The sequence below is a fragment of the Actinopolyspora mortivallis genome (genome assembly GCF_003001495.1).
Lineage (GTDB): Bacteria > Actinomycetota > Actinomycetes > Mycobacteriales > Pseudonocardiaceae > Actinopolyspora > Actinopolyspora mortivallis_A.
Genome location: NZ_PVSR01000002.1, coordinates 99,306 through 112,805, shown reverse-complemented (window position 1 = coordinate 112,805; position 13,500 = coordinate 99,306). Strand labels below are relative to the sequence as shown.

Below are 13,500 nucleotides of genomic sequence, written 5' to 3'. Positions count from 1 at the left end.
AAAACCACACGTTCGTGTGGTGTAGCTTGTATTCGGGTGTGTCCACACAGGAACATGCCCGCGATGTCGCAGATTACGGAAACCAAACTCGACGCCTCGTCACGAACCGAGGTGTCCGTGGACGAGGACGTGCTCGCGCTGCGGTCGCCGCTCGTTCAGGTGCGGCGGGACGAACAGGGCTCGTGGTTCTTCGAGGGACCCGGTGGGGGCTCGGACTCCACGGTGCGGACGGTGCTCGGTGCCGTGGTGAACGCCTGGCCCCACGTGGCCGCCCTGGGGGACCTGGAGCCGGGCAGGTCGGCGATCTGGTCCTGGCACGACCACGGTTGGACCAGTGAGTTCGAGTGCACCTGCGGTGAGTGCGAACAGCCCGCTCCGGTGGATCTGGACCGCCGCAGCTGGCCCTCCGATCTGGACCCGGAAGCGCTGGTGAGCGTGGAGGAGACCGCCCTGTCCGGACAGGTCGTGCTCTCCGACATCCTGTACACCTCCGGAAGGATCGCGTTGCTCGGCGTCGGTGAGCAGAACCGTTCGAGCGAGGAGATGACCTCGGTGGCCATGGCCAACGTCATCCGGCGCTGGCCGCACACCATGCGCGCCCTGAGGTCGGTGCGGTCCGGCTATCTGCTGAGGTGGAACCCGGAGAGCCTGAACTGGCACGAGTACGAGACGGTCTGACCGCCGCCCCGGAGCCTCCGGTTCGGGGGGAGGCCGCTCCGTCGTCCCGGGCACCCGTGCGGCGCGGGGCGGCCGCCGCGCTCAGTCGGAACGGGCGGCCGTGTTGCCGTCCACGACCACGCCCGCGTTGCCGGTGTTCTCCGGGTGGTGCCGCAGCAGCCGTTCGTAGAGCAGCTCCCACAGCCATCTCTCGAACAGGGACGTGCCGAACTCGGTTCTGCGGTCCTCCGGGGCGAGAACCAGTTCGGCGGGCCCTCCCCGGTGTGCGGTGACCGCTCCGATGCCGTAGTAGTCCAGCTCGGTCAACGCCCACGGGCGATAGGGGTGGTTGCCGGGAAGCACCGCCGCGCACGGGGCCACCGTGATCAGAGTTCCGCACGCCCGCGGGGCCTTCCGCGCCTTCGAGACGCGGACCAGCAGGCCGACCAGTTCCACGGCGGGCACGGGCACCCGGTCGTGGGTGTCCTCCTCGGCCCAGGAACGGATCCGTGCCGGATCGGACTCGGGCGGCCATCCGTGTGCGGTGCGCCACTGGTGCACGTCGAAGAGCAGTCGGGTCACGGCGGTGAACCTGGAGCCGAGGACCTCCAGGTCGGAGACGAGATGCCCGTTCCAGCCGAGGGCGCGAGCCGCGTGCTCAAGCTGCTGCACCGAGGAATGGTAAGCAGAACAGCTCACGATCAAACAACTCCGCACGCGTTCGACAGCCAAAGTGTTACCGAGCGGTGTCCCGGCATATGCCGGACGGGCCCGCCGCTCCAGGGTAGCCCACGAACACCTCGCCGGGCGGTTCGTGTCCGAGCGTGTCGCGACGACGGACCGTGCGGCAGGACAGGCGCCGTGGTGTGAGCGCGGCCCGCCAACGGGCGGGTACGGAGTCCGGGCCGCGTCGGGAACGTTACGGTGCTCGCCTGTGGACAAGCACGTTCGCCGAACCACCCGCTTCGGACGTTCCCTGCCCGGACTCCGCACGGGTTCGACCCTGACCGACAGGCTCACGGACCAGCCGGATCACGCGCTGGTCGGGGTGGTGCGGATGCCCACGACGGCCGTGGGGCCGGTGCGGTCGATCATCCGCAGGATCATCGGTGCCTGTCTCGCGCTCGCGATCACCGTGCTGCTGGTCTACCTGGACCGGGACGGCTACAGCGACACCGACGGAACGTTGACCGTGCTGGACGCCCTCTACTACGCCACCGTGTCGCTGTCGACCACCGGATACGGTGACATCGCCCCGGTGTCCACCTCGGCGCGGCTGGTGAACGTGCTGGTGATCACCCCGTTGCGGGTACTGTTTCTGATCGTGCTGGTGGGCACCACGCTGGAGGTGCTCACCGAGCGGTCCCGTCAGGCATGGAAGATCCAACGCTGGAGGTCCAGGGTGCGCGACCACGTGGTCGTCATCGGCTACGGAACCAAGGGCAGGTCGGCGGTGACGGCGCTGCTCGGTGACGGGCTGGAAGCCGGCAACATCGTCGTGGTGGACACCGATCCCACCGCGCTGGAGGCCGCCTCCTCCCTCGGGCTCGTCACCGTCAACGGTTCCGGTACCCGTTCGGACGTGCTCCGGGTGGCGGGGATCCCGCGCGCCCGGGCCGTGGTGGTCGCCCCACCCCGCGACGACACCGCCGTGCTGGTCACGCTCACCGCGCGGGAACTCGCCCCCAAGGCCCAGATCGTCGCGGCCGTGCGGGAGGCGGAGAACGTGCACCTGCTCCGCCAGTCCGGGGCCGACTCGGTGGTCATCTCCAGTGAGACCTCCGGGCGGCTGCTCGGGATGGCGACCTCGACCCCCTCGGTGGTGGAGATGTTCGAGGACCTGCTCAGTCCGGACCTCGGACTGGCCATCGCCGAGCGAGAGGTGGACCGGACCGAGGTCGGGGGGTCGCCGCGACACCTTTCCGACATCGTGCTGGGGCTGGTGCGGGACGGGCAGCTCCACCGTGTGGACGCCCCCGAGGCGGACGCCATCGAGGAGGGGGACCGGCTGTTGTACGTGAAGAAGGTGAGCGAGCCCTCCTGAACCGGGATCACCGGAGCTGACGTCCGACCGGAGCGGTCCCGGTGGTGCCGTGGCCGGGGCTCGGCGGCTTCCGGCATCCGTCCGGAGGACCGAGTGAACACCGTCGTGACCTTGGGGTCCACGCGGTGCCGTGCCGATGGGGGAGGAAAGGGCACACGGGCTCGGCGGACCGGTTCCGCCGGGCGGATCGCGAGATCGGACGAGGTGGCAACGGTGACCACGCACTCGGTGGAACGGACCCGTATTTTCTGGGTGACTCCGGAGGACGACGTCCGGCAGCACGCGACGCTGTGCGAGCCGCCCGAGGAGGGAGGCCCGGTGGAGGTGTTGGGAGGGCACCAGCCGGTGCACGCTCCCGCCAGGAAGGAACCCGGGCAGTACCAGATGTGGCACACCCGCCCGTTCTGCGAGCAGTGCTTCACCGCCTACCTGAACCTGCCGGTGGCCCCGCCGGAGGCCGCGGGCTGATCCGGCCCCCGCCGAGGGGCCTTCTCCGCCGTGCACGCCCCCGGGACTTCGCGGCGGCGACCCGCCGAGGGTCTGGGAGTATCACCCCGTGGGGCGAACGGGTGGTTCGACGTCGGTGCTGCTGGCACTGCTCGCTCTCGGGGTGCTCGGGGCCACGGCGCTCGTGTTCGTCCGGTGGCCGCTGGGCGAGTTCGGCGGTTTCTCCGGGGCGGGCCGGACGGTGCCGGCCACGGTGGTGCGCAGCGCCGACTGCGGGGACGACAACGCCCACGACCTGGTGCGGCTGCGGCTCGACGGGGCGGCGACCCGGGTGCCGTTCGACGGGTGCGGACATCCCGAGGGACAGCGACTGCGGGTGCGTGTTCCGGACCGCCCGGGTGGTGAGTTCCTCGCGCACCCGGCCGGAAGCAGCGCGGCCGAGCGGACCGACTCCGACTTCGAGCGGCGCCTGGGGTGGGTGCTCGGGGTGCTCGCCGCCGTCGCCGGCGGGGGTTATGTGCTGATGCTGGTGGACAGGAGCGGGCGTCTACCGGGTTGAGCAGCGCCGAGGCCGTGTGCCGGCGGCGACGAACCGTCGGAGCGCGGACACGCCGGGTGGTCGCGAGGGTGCTCACCGCGAGGGTGGAGGACGCACGTAGGCTGAAGGACATGGTCGAACCGCAACCGCATCGCCTCACCCTGCCCAACGGGCTGCGCGTGGTGCTGGCGCCGGATGCCGAACCCGGAGCGGACGCACCCGGCGGGCCCCCGGTGGTCGGTATCAGCGTGCACTACGACGTGGGATTCCGTTCCGAGCCGCAGGGACGGACAGGTTTCGCGCACCTGTTCGAGCATCTGATGTTCCAGGGCAGCGAGAGCCTGGAGAAGCTGGCCCATTTCCGCCACGTACAGGGCTCCGGCGGTATCTTCAACGGTTCGACGCACCAGGACTACACGGACTACTTCCAGGTGCTGCCGTCCAACGCCCTGGAACGCGGACTGTTCCTGGAGGCCGACCGGATGCGCGCCCCCAGGATCACCGAGGAGAACCTGCGCAACCAGGTGGACGTGGTCAAGGAGGAGATCCGGCTCAACGTGCTCAACCGCCCCTACGGCGGTTTCCCGTGGATCCTGTTGCCTCCGGTGCTGTACTCGACCTTCGCCAACGCGCACAACGGTTACGGGGACTTCACCGACCTCGAACAGGCGACGGTGGAGGACTGCGCCGCCTTCTTCGACACCTACTACGCGCCGGGCAACGCGGTGCTCACCGTCGCGGGTGACATCGACGTCGACCACGCCGCCGAACTGGTGCACAAGCACTTCGGTGACGTGCCCGCCCGGCCGGTCCCGGAACGCCCGTCCTTCGACGAGCCCTACCCGGAGACCCAGCAGTGGGGCCGTCACCGGGATCCGCACGCCCCGCTGCCCGCCGTGGCGCTGGGGCACCGTCTGCCCGATCCCGTCGAGGAGCTCGACAGCTATCTGGCCAACGTGGTGCTGGGCGAGATCCTCACCGACGGGGACGCCTCGCGACTGCAACAGCGGTTGGTCTACCGGGACTCGCTGGTCGTGGACATCCACGCCGGCGCCGGGCTCATGGGGGCCCCGCTGGACGCGCGGAACCCGGACACGTTCACCATCACGGCGGCACACAGCCCGGGGGTCTCCACCGAGCGCGTGATGGAGGCCATCGACTCCGAACTGGACCGCCTGGCCACCGAGGGGCCGACCTCCGAGGAGCTGTCCCGTGTCGCCGCGCGGTGGTCGGCCGAGCTCTACCGGGACCACGACCGCCTGATCTCGCGCACCCTGGACCTGGGAAGCACCGAGTTGCTGCACGGCAGGGCCGAGCTGGTCGGGGAACTGCCCGAGCGCGTCGGCGCGGTCACCGCCGAGGACGTGGCCGCCGCCGCGAAGGCGCTGCGTCCGGAGACCCGGGCCGTCCTCGAAATCGAACCGAGCAACGACTCCGAGGGAGGTGCGGCATGACCGGCGCGACCCACCGCAGTGCCGAAGAGATCGGACGTACCGAGCGGGGACCGAGGCCGCTGCCGGAGCTGGGAGAGCCGCGCCCGGGACGCCAGCCCGAGGTGGTGGACACCGTCCTGGACAACGGTCTGCGGGTGCTCGCGGCCAGGCACGGCTCGGTGCCCATGGTGGAACTGCGGCTGCGCATCCCCTTCGCCGGGGACGACCCGAGTCACCCCGCCCGTGCCGAGGTGCTCGCCGAGACACTGCTCACCGGAACCGAACGGCGCGACCGGGTCCGAATGGACACAGACCTGGCCGCCGTCGGCGGCACCCTGCAGGCCAGCGTGGACCCGGAACGGCTCAGCGTCACCGGTGACGCGCTCGCCAGCGGGATGGACACCCTGCTGGACGTGCTCAACGACGCGCTCACCGGGGCCACCTACCCCGAGCACGAGGTGAACGGGGAACGGGAGCGACTCGTCGAGCGGATCACCGTGGCCCGGTCGCAGCCCCGCGTGATCGCCAGGGAGGAGTTGCAGCGTCACCGCTACGGGGACCACCCGTTCGCCCGGGAGGTCCCCCAGGCCGCCGACGTGGCCGAGGTGACCACCGAGCAGGTGCGTGAGCTGCACCGGCGGGCGGTGTTGCCGCGCGGTTCCACGCTGGTGCTGGTCGGCGACGTGGACCCGCACGAGGCCGTGGACGCGGTGAGCAGGGCCTTCTCCGGCTGGCAGTCGACGGGAAGCGCCCGCGAGCTGCCGGAGCTGCCTCCGGTCGAGGGGGGAGACGTGCGGCTGGTGCACCGGGAGGGCGCGGTGCAGTCCCAGTTGCGTTTCTCCGCCCAGGCGGTCCCCCGTACCGACGAGCGTTACCCGGCCCTGCAGATCGCCAACCTGGTGTTCGGCGGGTACTTCTCCTCCCGGCTGGTCGAGAACATCCGCGAGGACAAGGGCTACACCTACGGGGCCCACTCGACGTTCGAGTTCACCCCCGGCAACGGGACGATCCTGGTCGACGCGGACACGGCCAGCGAGGTCACGGCCGCGGCACTGCTGGAGATCCGCTACGAGTTCGGCAGGCTGGCCCTGAACCCGCCGACGACCGCCGAGGTCGAGTCGGCGCGTCAGTACGCCATCGGCGGTCTGCTCACCTCCACCTCCTCGCAGGCGGGGCTGGCCTCCACCCTGATGAACCTGGCCGCGCTCGGCCTGGGACAGGAGTGGCTGGCGGCCCATCCGGACCGGCTGCGGGCGGTCACGGTGGACGAGGTGGCCGAGGCGGCCCGGTGGTACGTCCCGACCGCGTTCACCGGGGTCGTCGTCGGTGACGCCGACCAGCTCGGCGGGCAGCTCCGCGGGCTCGGTGGTGTGACGCTGCCGTGACGAGCCGTGCGGACCGGTCCGTGAGCGGACCCGTGGGTGGCGGGGGAGACTTCCAACTGGACAGTTCACCGCTGTTGTCCCGTTCCCCGGTCGAACTCGCGGACGCGCCGCGGGACGATCCCGCGGCCGCCGCGGAACTGTGGCGCCACGGCAGGGTGCTGCTGGTGGACGAACGGGGTCGGACACCCGCGGCTCCCTCCGGCGCGTTGCGGTGGTGGGAGCCCGCCGAACTCGGGAACCGCCCGGACGCGGTGCTGCTGGGTGTTCACGAGGGGATCGCGCGCTGGGCGGTGCGTACCCCCGCGCGCGACTCCGGTCCGGAGTGGAGGGATCTGCGCCTGCTCGGGGACTGGCTCGGTGACGCCGAGGCCGGGTTGCTCACCACGGCGGTGGGACTGCTGGCCTGGCACGACCGGGCGCGGTACTGCGCGGTGTGCGGCGCGGGCACCGAACGGGTCCGCAACGGCTGGGCCCGGCGCTGCGGAGGGTGTCTCCACGAGGAGTACCCGCGCACCGACCCTTCGATGATCTGCCTGGTCCACGACGGCGCCGACCGGGTGCTGCTCGCCCGGAAGGCGGGGTGGCCGGACGAGCGCTTCTCGGTGCTGGCGGGCTTCGTGGAGGTCGGCGAGTCCCTGGAGGGCTGTGTGCGTCGGGAGGTCCGCGAGGAGGTGGGGGTGCGGGTCTCGGGCATCCGGTACCTGGGCAGCCAGCCGTGGCCGTTCCCCCGGTCGCTGATGGTGGGTTTCGCCGCCGAGGCCGATCCGGACGAGCCGTTGCGTCCCGCCGACGGGGAGATCGCCGAGGCACACTGGGTGCACCGCGACCTGGTCCGGAAGGCCCTGGAGGAGTCCGGGCCGGTACACGGCATCCGATTACCCCCGGGGATCTCCATCGCGCATCGCATGCTGCGGGGCTGGGTACTGCGGCAGGGCTGAGAGCGTCCCCGGGCCGGCCGCCGGACACGCGCCCTCGGGGTGTGGCCCCGGTCAAGTCGACCTCTCTGCGAGGATGCGCGACATGACCGATCGGGCGCGACTGTTGGAGGGACTCGATCCGCAGCAGCGCGCGGCGGTGACCGCCCCGCGCGGTCCGGTGTGCGTGCTGGCCGGTGCCGGTACCGGCAAGACCCGGACGATCACGCACCGCATCGCCCATCTCGTGCAGCGGGGCCTCGTGGTCCCGCAGCAGGTGCTGGCCGTCACCTTCACCGCTCGTGCCGCCGGGGAGATGCGGACGAGGCTGCGCGGGCTGGGGGCCGACGGCGTGCAGGCCCAGACCTTCCACGCGGCGGCGTTCCGGCAACTGCGGTACTTCTGGCCCCGCGTGCTGGGGGAGGAACTGTGGTCCCTGGTCGAGCACAAGTTCCGTCTCGTGGCGCAGGCGGCCGGTCGGCTCGGCCTGTCCACCGACTCCGACGCCGTCCGGGACCTGGCTTCCGAGATCGAGTGGGCCAAGGCGAGCCTGCTCACTCCGGAGCGTTACCCGGACGCCGCCGCGCGGCGGGGGCGCGACTGCCCCGTTCCCACCGAGAGCTTCGTGCGGCTCTTCGAGGGCTACGAGCGGGCCAAGAACGCCGCGAAGGTGCTCGACTTCGACGACCTGCTGTTGCACACCGCCGCGATGTTGGAGGACTCCCCGGAGGTCGCCGAGGAGTTCCGGGCTCGGTATCGCACTTTCGTGGTCGACGAGTACCAGGACGTCACCCCGTTGCAGCAGCGCGTGCTGGACGTGTGGTTGGGCGGACGGGACGACCTCACCGTGGTCGGCGACGCCAACCAGACCATCTACTCCTTCGCCGGGGCCGAGCCGCGGTGGTTGACCGAGTTCCCCAGCAGGTACCCGAAGGCCGAGGTCGTCCGTCTGGAACGGGACTACCGCTCCACTCCCCAGGTTGTCGGTCTCGCGAACAGGGTCATCGCCGCGGGCGGGGCGGCCGACACCTCGACCGGGCTCACCCTGGTCGGACAGCGTCCGGACGGGCCTGCGCCCGGCTTCGAGGAGTACGACAACGAGGCGGCCGAGGCGGCGGGTCTCGCCCGGGCGGTGGCCCGGCTGGCGGGCGAGGGGGTGCCGCTGTCCGAGATGGCCGTGCTCTACCGGATCAACGCCCAGTCCGAGGTCTACGAGCAGGCACTGGCCGAGGCCGAGATCCCCTACCAGATCCGGGGCGGCGAGCGTTTCTTCGCCCGTACCGAGGTGCGGCGGGCGATGTCGGCGTTGCGTGCGGCGGCGAACGGTGCCCGGCGTGAGGACACGGAGCTGCCGAGCAGGGTGCGTGAGGTGCTGGCCGAGGTGGGGCTGACCGGGACCGCCCCCACAGGGGGGACCGCGCGGGAGCGGTGGCAGTCGCTGAACGCGCTCGCCGAGCTGGCGGACGAGCTCTTCGCGACCGAGCCGGAGGCCGATCTGCCGCGTTATGTGGCCGAACTGGACACGCGGGCCGCCGCCCAGCACCCCCCGACCATGGAGGGGGTCACGCTGGCCTCGTTGCACGCGGCCAAGGGGCTGGAGTGGGACGCGGTGTTCCTGGTCGGTCTGGTGGAGGGGGCGCTTCCGATCCAGCACGCCCAGGGGGACGAGAGCTCCGTGGCCGAGGAGCGGCGTCTGTTCTACGTCGGGGTGACCCGGGCCAGACGGCACCTGCGGATGTCCTGGGCGCTGTCCCGGGGGAAGGGGGGTGGCCGCAGACGCAGACCCAGCAGGTTCCTGGCCGGTCTGGCTTCCGGGGCGGCGGGGAACGCGCGGCGCGGGGACCGCGCGGGTGCCGGAACGCGACGTCGTTCGGCGGCGGCGCGGTGCCGTCTCTGCTCGGCGGAGCTGACCTCGGAGGCCGAGATGCGGACCGGGCGTTGCGCGGACTGTCCCTCGGACGCGGACGAGGAACTGTTGACGAGACTGCGCAGCTGGCGCAGGGAGCGGGCCAGGCAGCTGCGGGTTCCCGCCTACGTGGTGTTCCCGGATTCGACCCTGCTGGCGATCGCGGAGCGGCGTCCGACCGACACCGAGGCGCTGGCGGGCATATCCGGGGTGGGTGCCACCAAGCTGGAGAGGTTCGGTGCCGACGTGCTGTCGTTGGTCAACGGGTCGGGGAAGCGGTGAGTCGTTCCGTGTGGAATCTTTTCGCTGGTCATGCTGATGTGAAAAATCGGTTGCGCGGTGTGGGTTCCGCGGAATAATCTCCGTCGGGACAGGCCGGTGCGGCCCTTTCGCATCCGGCGCGGACTCGGGAAAGGTGGTGGCTCGCGATGTCGAGGATGGGTGCTCGCGTGTCGTCGGGCTGCCACGTCGTTGTGACATCCCTCGCGTGGATGTGTGGCAAGGGCGGCGTGCTCGGTGCGAAACGACACGTCCGTCGTGCTGCCCAGCAATGGATGTCCCACGGATGGTCCGTGCCGGAACGAAGTGGTTGAGCTGCCTGTCGAGCAGCCTCGTTCTTTCGGCCGCGGACCCCGGTGGGGTCCGCGGCTTTTTTTGATGCGTTCCCACGAGGAGTAATTCTGTCCATAGTGGATTCACATGTGAACGGGGAAGAGAACGGATCCGAAGACTCAGGAGGAGAATCCATGCCGACCGGCGGTGCCCCGGTGGTGGCCGGGGACGAGACCGGCAGCCCCAAGGAGACCGTTTCCGCCCTGCTCGGTGCCGTACCCAGCACCGACGAGTACCTGCCCTGCCGAAGGGATCCGGACCTGTGGTTCGCCGAGAAACCGTCCGACCTGGAGAGGGCCAAGCGGTTGTGCGGTGACTGCCCGATCAGGGCCGAGTGCTTGGCCGGAGCGCTTTCCCGTGGGGAGCCCTGGGGAGTCTGGGGCGGCGAGATCGTCGAACAGGGAACGGTGGTCAGTCGGAAGCGGCCGCGTGGCAGGCCGCGTAAGCATCCGAGAACCGACGCCTCCGTGGGTAGGAATGCCACCAGCGCCGAAAAGGTGGCTTGATACCTCCGAACGGGTGAATTTTGCGGAACGAGTGGAGGAGAAGCAGGAATGTTTCCCGAGGAGATGGCCCGAATACGGGCCGCCGAATTACGTGCGGAAGCCGAACGGGAACGGTCGGCACCCGACCTACCCGCCGTCCGTTCCCGTGCCGGGCGCACCTTTTCCACCGCGTGTCGGGTGATGGCCCGGAAACGCCTCCGGCGCTGACCGGGGGACCTCCGGAGCGGGACCGGAAAGAACGCGCGAGTCGGTCCGTGGACACGGGGGAACGGACCGCGTTCGGCAGAACGTCGTCGGGAGCGGACGGAACGGCCGGCGGAGTAGGCTTGCCGCCATGCACGGCCATTCCTATGACGACATCGACTGGGACACACAACTACGACAACTGAGGGAAAACGACGAACTGACCGCCGCCGAGATCGGGCGGCTCGCGGCGGCTCTGGTTTCACAGGGGGAACACTGCCGGTCGGTGGTCGACATCGGTTCCGGAGCGGGAGGAGCGGCGGCTGCCTTCGCCTCCGCTCTCCCCAGCGGAGAGCTCACCCTGGTGGACTCCGCACCGGAACTGCTGGCCGAGGCGCACCGTCACGCGAGCGAGGCGGCCGGCGACCGGGTGCGGGTGCGCAGCGTGCGGGCCGACGTGGCCGCGGACGACCTCTCCTCCGTGGTCGACCAGGCGGACCTGGTGTACGCCTCCCTGGTGGTCCACCACCTGCCGGACCAGCTCGCCGGACTGCGCAGACTGTCCGAACTGGTACGCCCCGGAGGGCGACTGGTGATCGTGGAAACGGGCCTGTGGCCCCGTGTGCTTCCCTGGGACGTGGGGGTCGGACAGCCCGGTCTGGAGGACCGTCTGCTGGCGGCCCGGCAGGCGGAGTTCCGCGAGATGCGGGAGGGGATGCCGGACTCCGCCCGGCTGCCCATGGGCTGGACCTCGGCGCTGACGGAGATCGGCCTGCGCGACGTCACCTCGTGGAGCTACCTGGTGGACTGGCCCGCCCCGGCCACCGGCCACGTGCTCAACGTGGTGCTGCGTCGACTGGAGTCACTGCGCACGGCGGCCTGGACCGGGTGCTCGGCCGCCGACTTCGACGCGCTCGAACAACTGCTGGACGAACAGGGGCCGCACTACGCCGGCAACCGTGACGACCTCTACTACCTCTCCGCGGACACCGTCTGCGTGGGAACCAGGCCGGCCTGACCTGTCACTCGTCTCGGGCCGGCCCCGCCACGAGGTCTCCCTCGGGGAAGGGATCACTCCAGGAAGCCCGGCTGCCAGGTGGCGACGATCTCCCTGGCGGCGACCTCGGCGTCGAGTTGGCAGAGGATTCCGGTGGCCCCCAGGGTCACCCGGTGGATCAGCAGGTAGTCCGGGGGAAGATTCAGCGACCGTCCGGTTCGGAAGTCGGGACTGCGCAGGTCACCCACGCGATCGGCCTGGTGCTGTAACCACGAACGGGTGAAGTGGAAGGTCTCGGTGCGGACCGGGTCGACGAACGGGCCGAGATAGGCCTGCACGTCCTCGGCCCGCAGGGTGGAATCGGTGTGCACGAACCGATCGGCCCGCAGCAGCTCCATGAGCTCCTCGGCCCGGTCCTCCAGGGCCAGCCGCACCATCCTCCCCAGTGTGCGGGGCAGCCCCTCCGGCAGGCGGGCCACGGCACCGAAGTCGATCACGGTCAGCCTTCCGTCCGGCAGCAGCCGGAAGTTGCCCGGGTGCGGATCGGCGTGCAGCAGTCCCACCCGGGCCGGGGACGAGAAGTGGAACTCGCTGAGCAGCCTGCCCGCGCGGTCGCGCTGTTCCCTGCTGCCGTGGTCGATGATGTCCGCGAAGGGCTCGCCCGTGACCCACTCGCTGACCATGACCTTGGGGGAACTCGCCACCACCCTGGGCACGTGCACCGACCCGTCGTCGGCGAAGGCCGCGGCGAAGGCCCGCTGGTGGTCGGCCTCCAGCCGGTAGTCGAGTTCCTCGACCATGCGGTCCTGAAGCTCGTTGAGCAGCGGTTTGACTTCCGCCCCGGGCAGCAGGGACTGGAACAGCCGGGAGAAACGCATCAGCTGACGCAGGTCGGCCCGCAGCGCCTCGTCGGCTCCCGGGTACTGGATCTTGACCGCGACCGGACGGCCGTCGTGCCAGCGCGCCCGGTGCACCTGGCCGATGCTCGCCGCCGCGGCCGGGGTCTCCTCGAACTCGGCGAAGCGCCGCCGCCAGTCACTGCCGAGCTGTTCGTCCAGTGTGCGCCGCACACTCGTCTCCGACATCGGCGGGGCCGTGGCCTGCAGTTTGGACAGTGCCTGGCGATACGGTTCGGCCAGTTCGTCGGGAACCGCCGCCTCGAACACGCTCAAAGCCTGGCCGAACTTCATCGCCCCGCCCTTGAGCTGTCCGAGCACCTCGAACAACTGCTCGGCGGTGCGGGCGGAGAAGTCCGCCTGGACCGTCGCCGCGTCCTGACCGGTGAGCCGCCTTCCCCACCCTGCGGCCATCCTTCCCGCGGCGTCCAGCGGCAGGCTGGCCAGTTTGGCGGTACGCTGCGCCGCTCGGCGGGGAACGTCGGTCACGGGAACTCCCTTCGGTCGGCAGGTGACGAGAGTGGCAAGCACCCTCGGACACACGCCTACGGGTTCACCGCCATGTTAGAGGTATTCGCACAACCGTGTACAAGATCGCCACGGGCGAATTCTCTTCTGTCGGTGCGAGGGGAGTCCGCCGCGTCGTACGGAGGTCTCGGCCGGCAGTGCCGACCTCACGGGTCTTCGCCGGCAGCCGTGCCCGATTTTTCCGGTTTTGAGGACGAGGGGCCGGCCGAAAGGGTCAGCGTTGGCCGTCCTGGGCCTTTCCGAGAATGCGTGTCATTTTCGTTCCGCACACCGGGCAGGTTCCCTTGGCCATTCTCCTGCCGTTGGTTTCGGAGATCTCACCGGTGAAGTCCCGTTTGGCACGGCATTTCACGCAGTATCCGTTGTAGGTCTCGGCCACGGTCGCCTCCTTCGAACCGGACTCCGGATCCCGGGCCACCGGTCGGTGTCGATCCGGACTACGCTGGGCAAAAGG

13 protein-coding genes are annotated in these 13,500 nt (G+C 70.4%); 10 read left to right on the top strand and 3 right to left on the bottom strand.

Going from position 1 to position 13,500, the window contains the following annotated elements; genetic code table 11:
* The first annotated feature begins 63 nt into the window (after positions 1-63).
* The gene (locus CEP50_RS02975; RefSeq protein WP_106112369.1) at positions 64-678 is read left to right on the top strand and encodes a hypothetical protein; all 615 of its coding nucleotides are present in this window, start codon (positions 64-66) and stop codon (positions 676-678) included.
* A gap of 81 nt (positions 679-759) precedes the next feature.
* Here CEP50_RS02975 and CEP50_RS02970 read toward each other — a convergent pair whose 3' ends face one another.
* On the bottom strand, positions 760-1,329 hold the full coding sequence (locus tag CEP50_RS02970) for a hypothetical protein (RefSeq protein ID WP_106112368.1): 570 nt from the start codon (positions 1,327-1,329) through the stop codon (positions 760-762).
* Positions 1,330-1,714: 385 nt separating this feature from the next.
* Between CEP50_RS02970 and CEP50_RS02965 the strand changes: the two genes are divergently transcribed.
* The 9 genes from CEP50_RS02965 (at position 1,715) to CEP50_RS02925 (ending at position 11,643) form a co-directional block, all read left to right on the top strand.
* Positions 1,715-2,701: a potassium channel family protein gene (locus CEP50_RS02965; RefSeq protein ID WP_374957084.1), complete on the top strand. Its 987-nt coding sequence runs from the start codon at positions 1,715-1,717 to the stop codon at positions 2,699-2,701.
* 213 nt (positions 2,702-2,914) lie between these two features.
* Positions 2,915-3,169: a hypothetical protein gene (locus tag CEP50_RS02960; protein ID WP_106112513.1), complete on the top strand. Its 255-nt coding sequence runs from the start codon at positions 2,915-2,917 to the stop codon at positions 3,167-3,169.
* Between the two features lie 88 nt (positions 3,170-3,257).
* Positions 3,258-3,707: a hypothetical protein gene (locus CEP50_RS02955; protein WP_106112367.1), complete on the top strand. Its 450-nt coding sequence runs from the start codon at positions 3,258-3,260 to the stop codon at positions 3,705-3,707.
* Positions 3,708-3,817: 110 nt separating this feature from the next.
* A complete protein-coding gene (locus CEP50_RS02950) occupies positions 3,818-5,140 on the top strand; it encodes a M16 family metallopeptidase (RefSeq protein ID WP_106112512.1) in 1,323 nt (440 codons plus the stop codon).
* On the top strand, positions 5,137-6,504 hold the full coding sequence (locus tag CEP50_RS02945) for a M16 family metallopeptidase (RefSeq protein WP_106112366.1): 1,368 nt from the start codon (positions 5,137-5,139) through the stop codon (positions 6,502-6,504). The genes CEP50_RS02950 and CEP50_RS02945 overlap by 4 nt, the downstream gene beginning before the upstream one ends.
* Positions 6,501-7,442, top strand: coding sequence for an NAD(+) diphosphatase (nudC, locus tag CEP50_RS02940; protein ID WP_181188181.1), 942 nt, complete (start codon positions 6,501-6,503; stop codon positions 7,440-7,442). Before CEP50_RS02945 ends, nudC begins: the two co-directional genes overlap by 4 nt.
* Positions 7,443-7,524: 82 nt before the next feature.
* The gene (locus tag CEP50_RS02935; RefSeq protein WP_106112365.1) at positions 7,525-9,606 is read left to right on the top strand and encodes an ATP-dependent DNA helicase UvrD2; all 2,082 of its coding nucleotides are present in this window, start codon (positions 7,525-7,527) and stop codon (positions 9,604-9,606) included.
* Positions 9,607-10,070: 464 nt separating this feature from the next.
* Positions 10,071-10,442 (top strand): WhiB family transcriptional regulator, encoded by a 372-nt coding sequence (locus CEP50_RS02930; protein WP_106112364.1) that lies wholly within the window; start codon positions 10,071-10,073, stop codon positions 10,440-10,442.
* A 334-nt stretch (positions 10,443-10,776) separates the two neighbouring features.
* On the top strand, positions 10,777-11,643 hold the full coding sequence (locus tag CEP50_RS02925; protein ID WP_106112363.1) for a class I SAM-dependent methyltransferase: 867 nt from the start codon (positions 10,777-10,779) through the stop codon (positions 11,641-11,643).
* A gap of 53 nt (positions 11,644-11,696) precedes the next feature.
* Here CEP50_RS02925 and CEP50_RS02920 read toward each other — a convergent pair whose 3' ends face one another.
* Positions 11,697-13,007 carry an ABC1 kinase family protein gene (locus tag CEP50_RS02920; protein ID WP_106112362.1) on the bottom strand — a complete coding sequence of 437 codons (1,311 nt, stop codon included), beginning with the start codon at positions 13,005-13,007 and terminating at the stop codon, positions 11,697-11,699.
* Positions 13,008-13,260: 253 nt separating this feature from the next.
* The gene (locus CEP50_RS20015) at positions 13,261-13,425 is read right to left on the bottom strand and encodes a DUF5679 domain-containing protein (protein ID WP_169509039.1); all 165 of its coding nucleotides are present in this window, start codon (positions 13,423-13,425) and stop codon (positions 13,261-13,263) included.
* Positions 13,426-13,500: the final 75 nt, after the last annotated feature.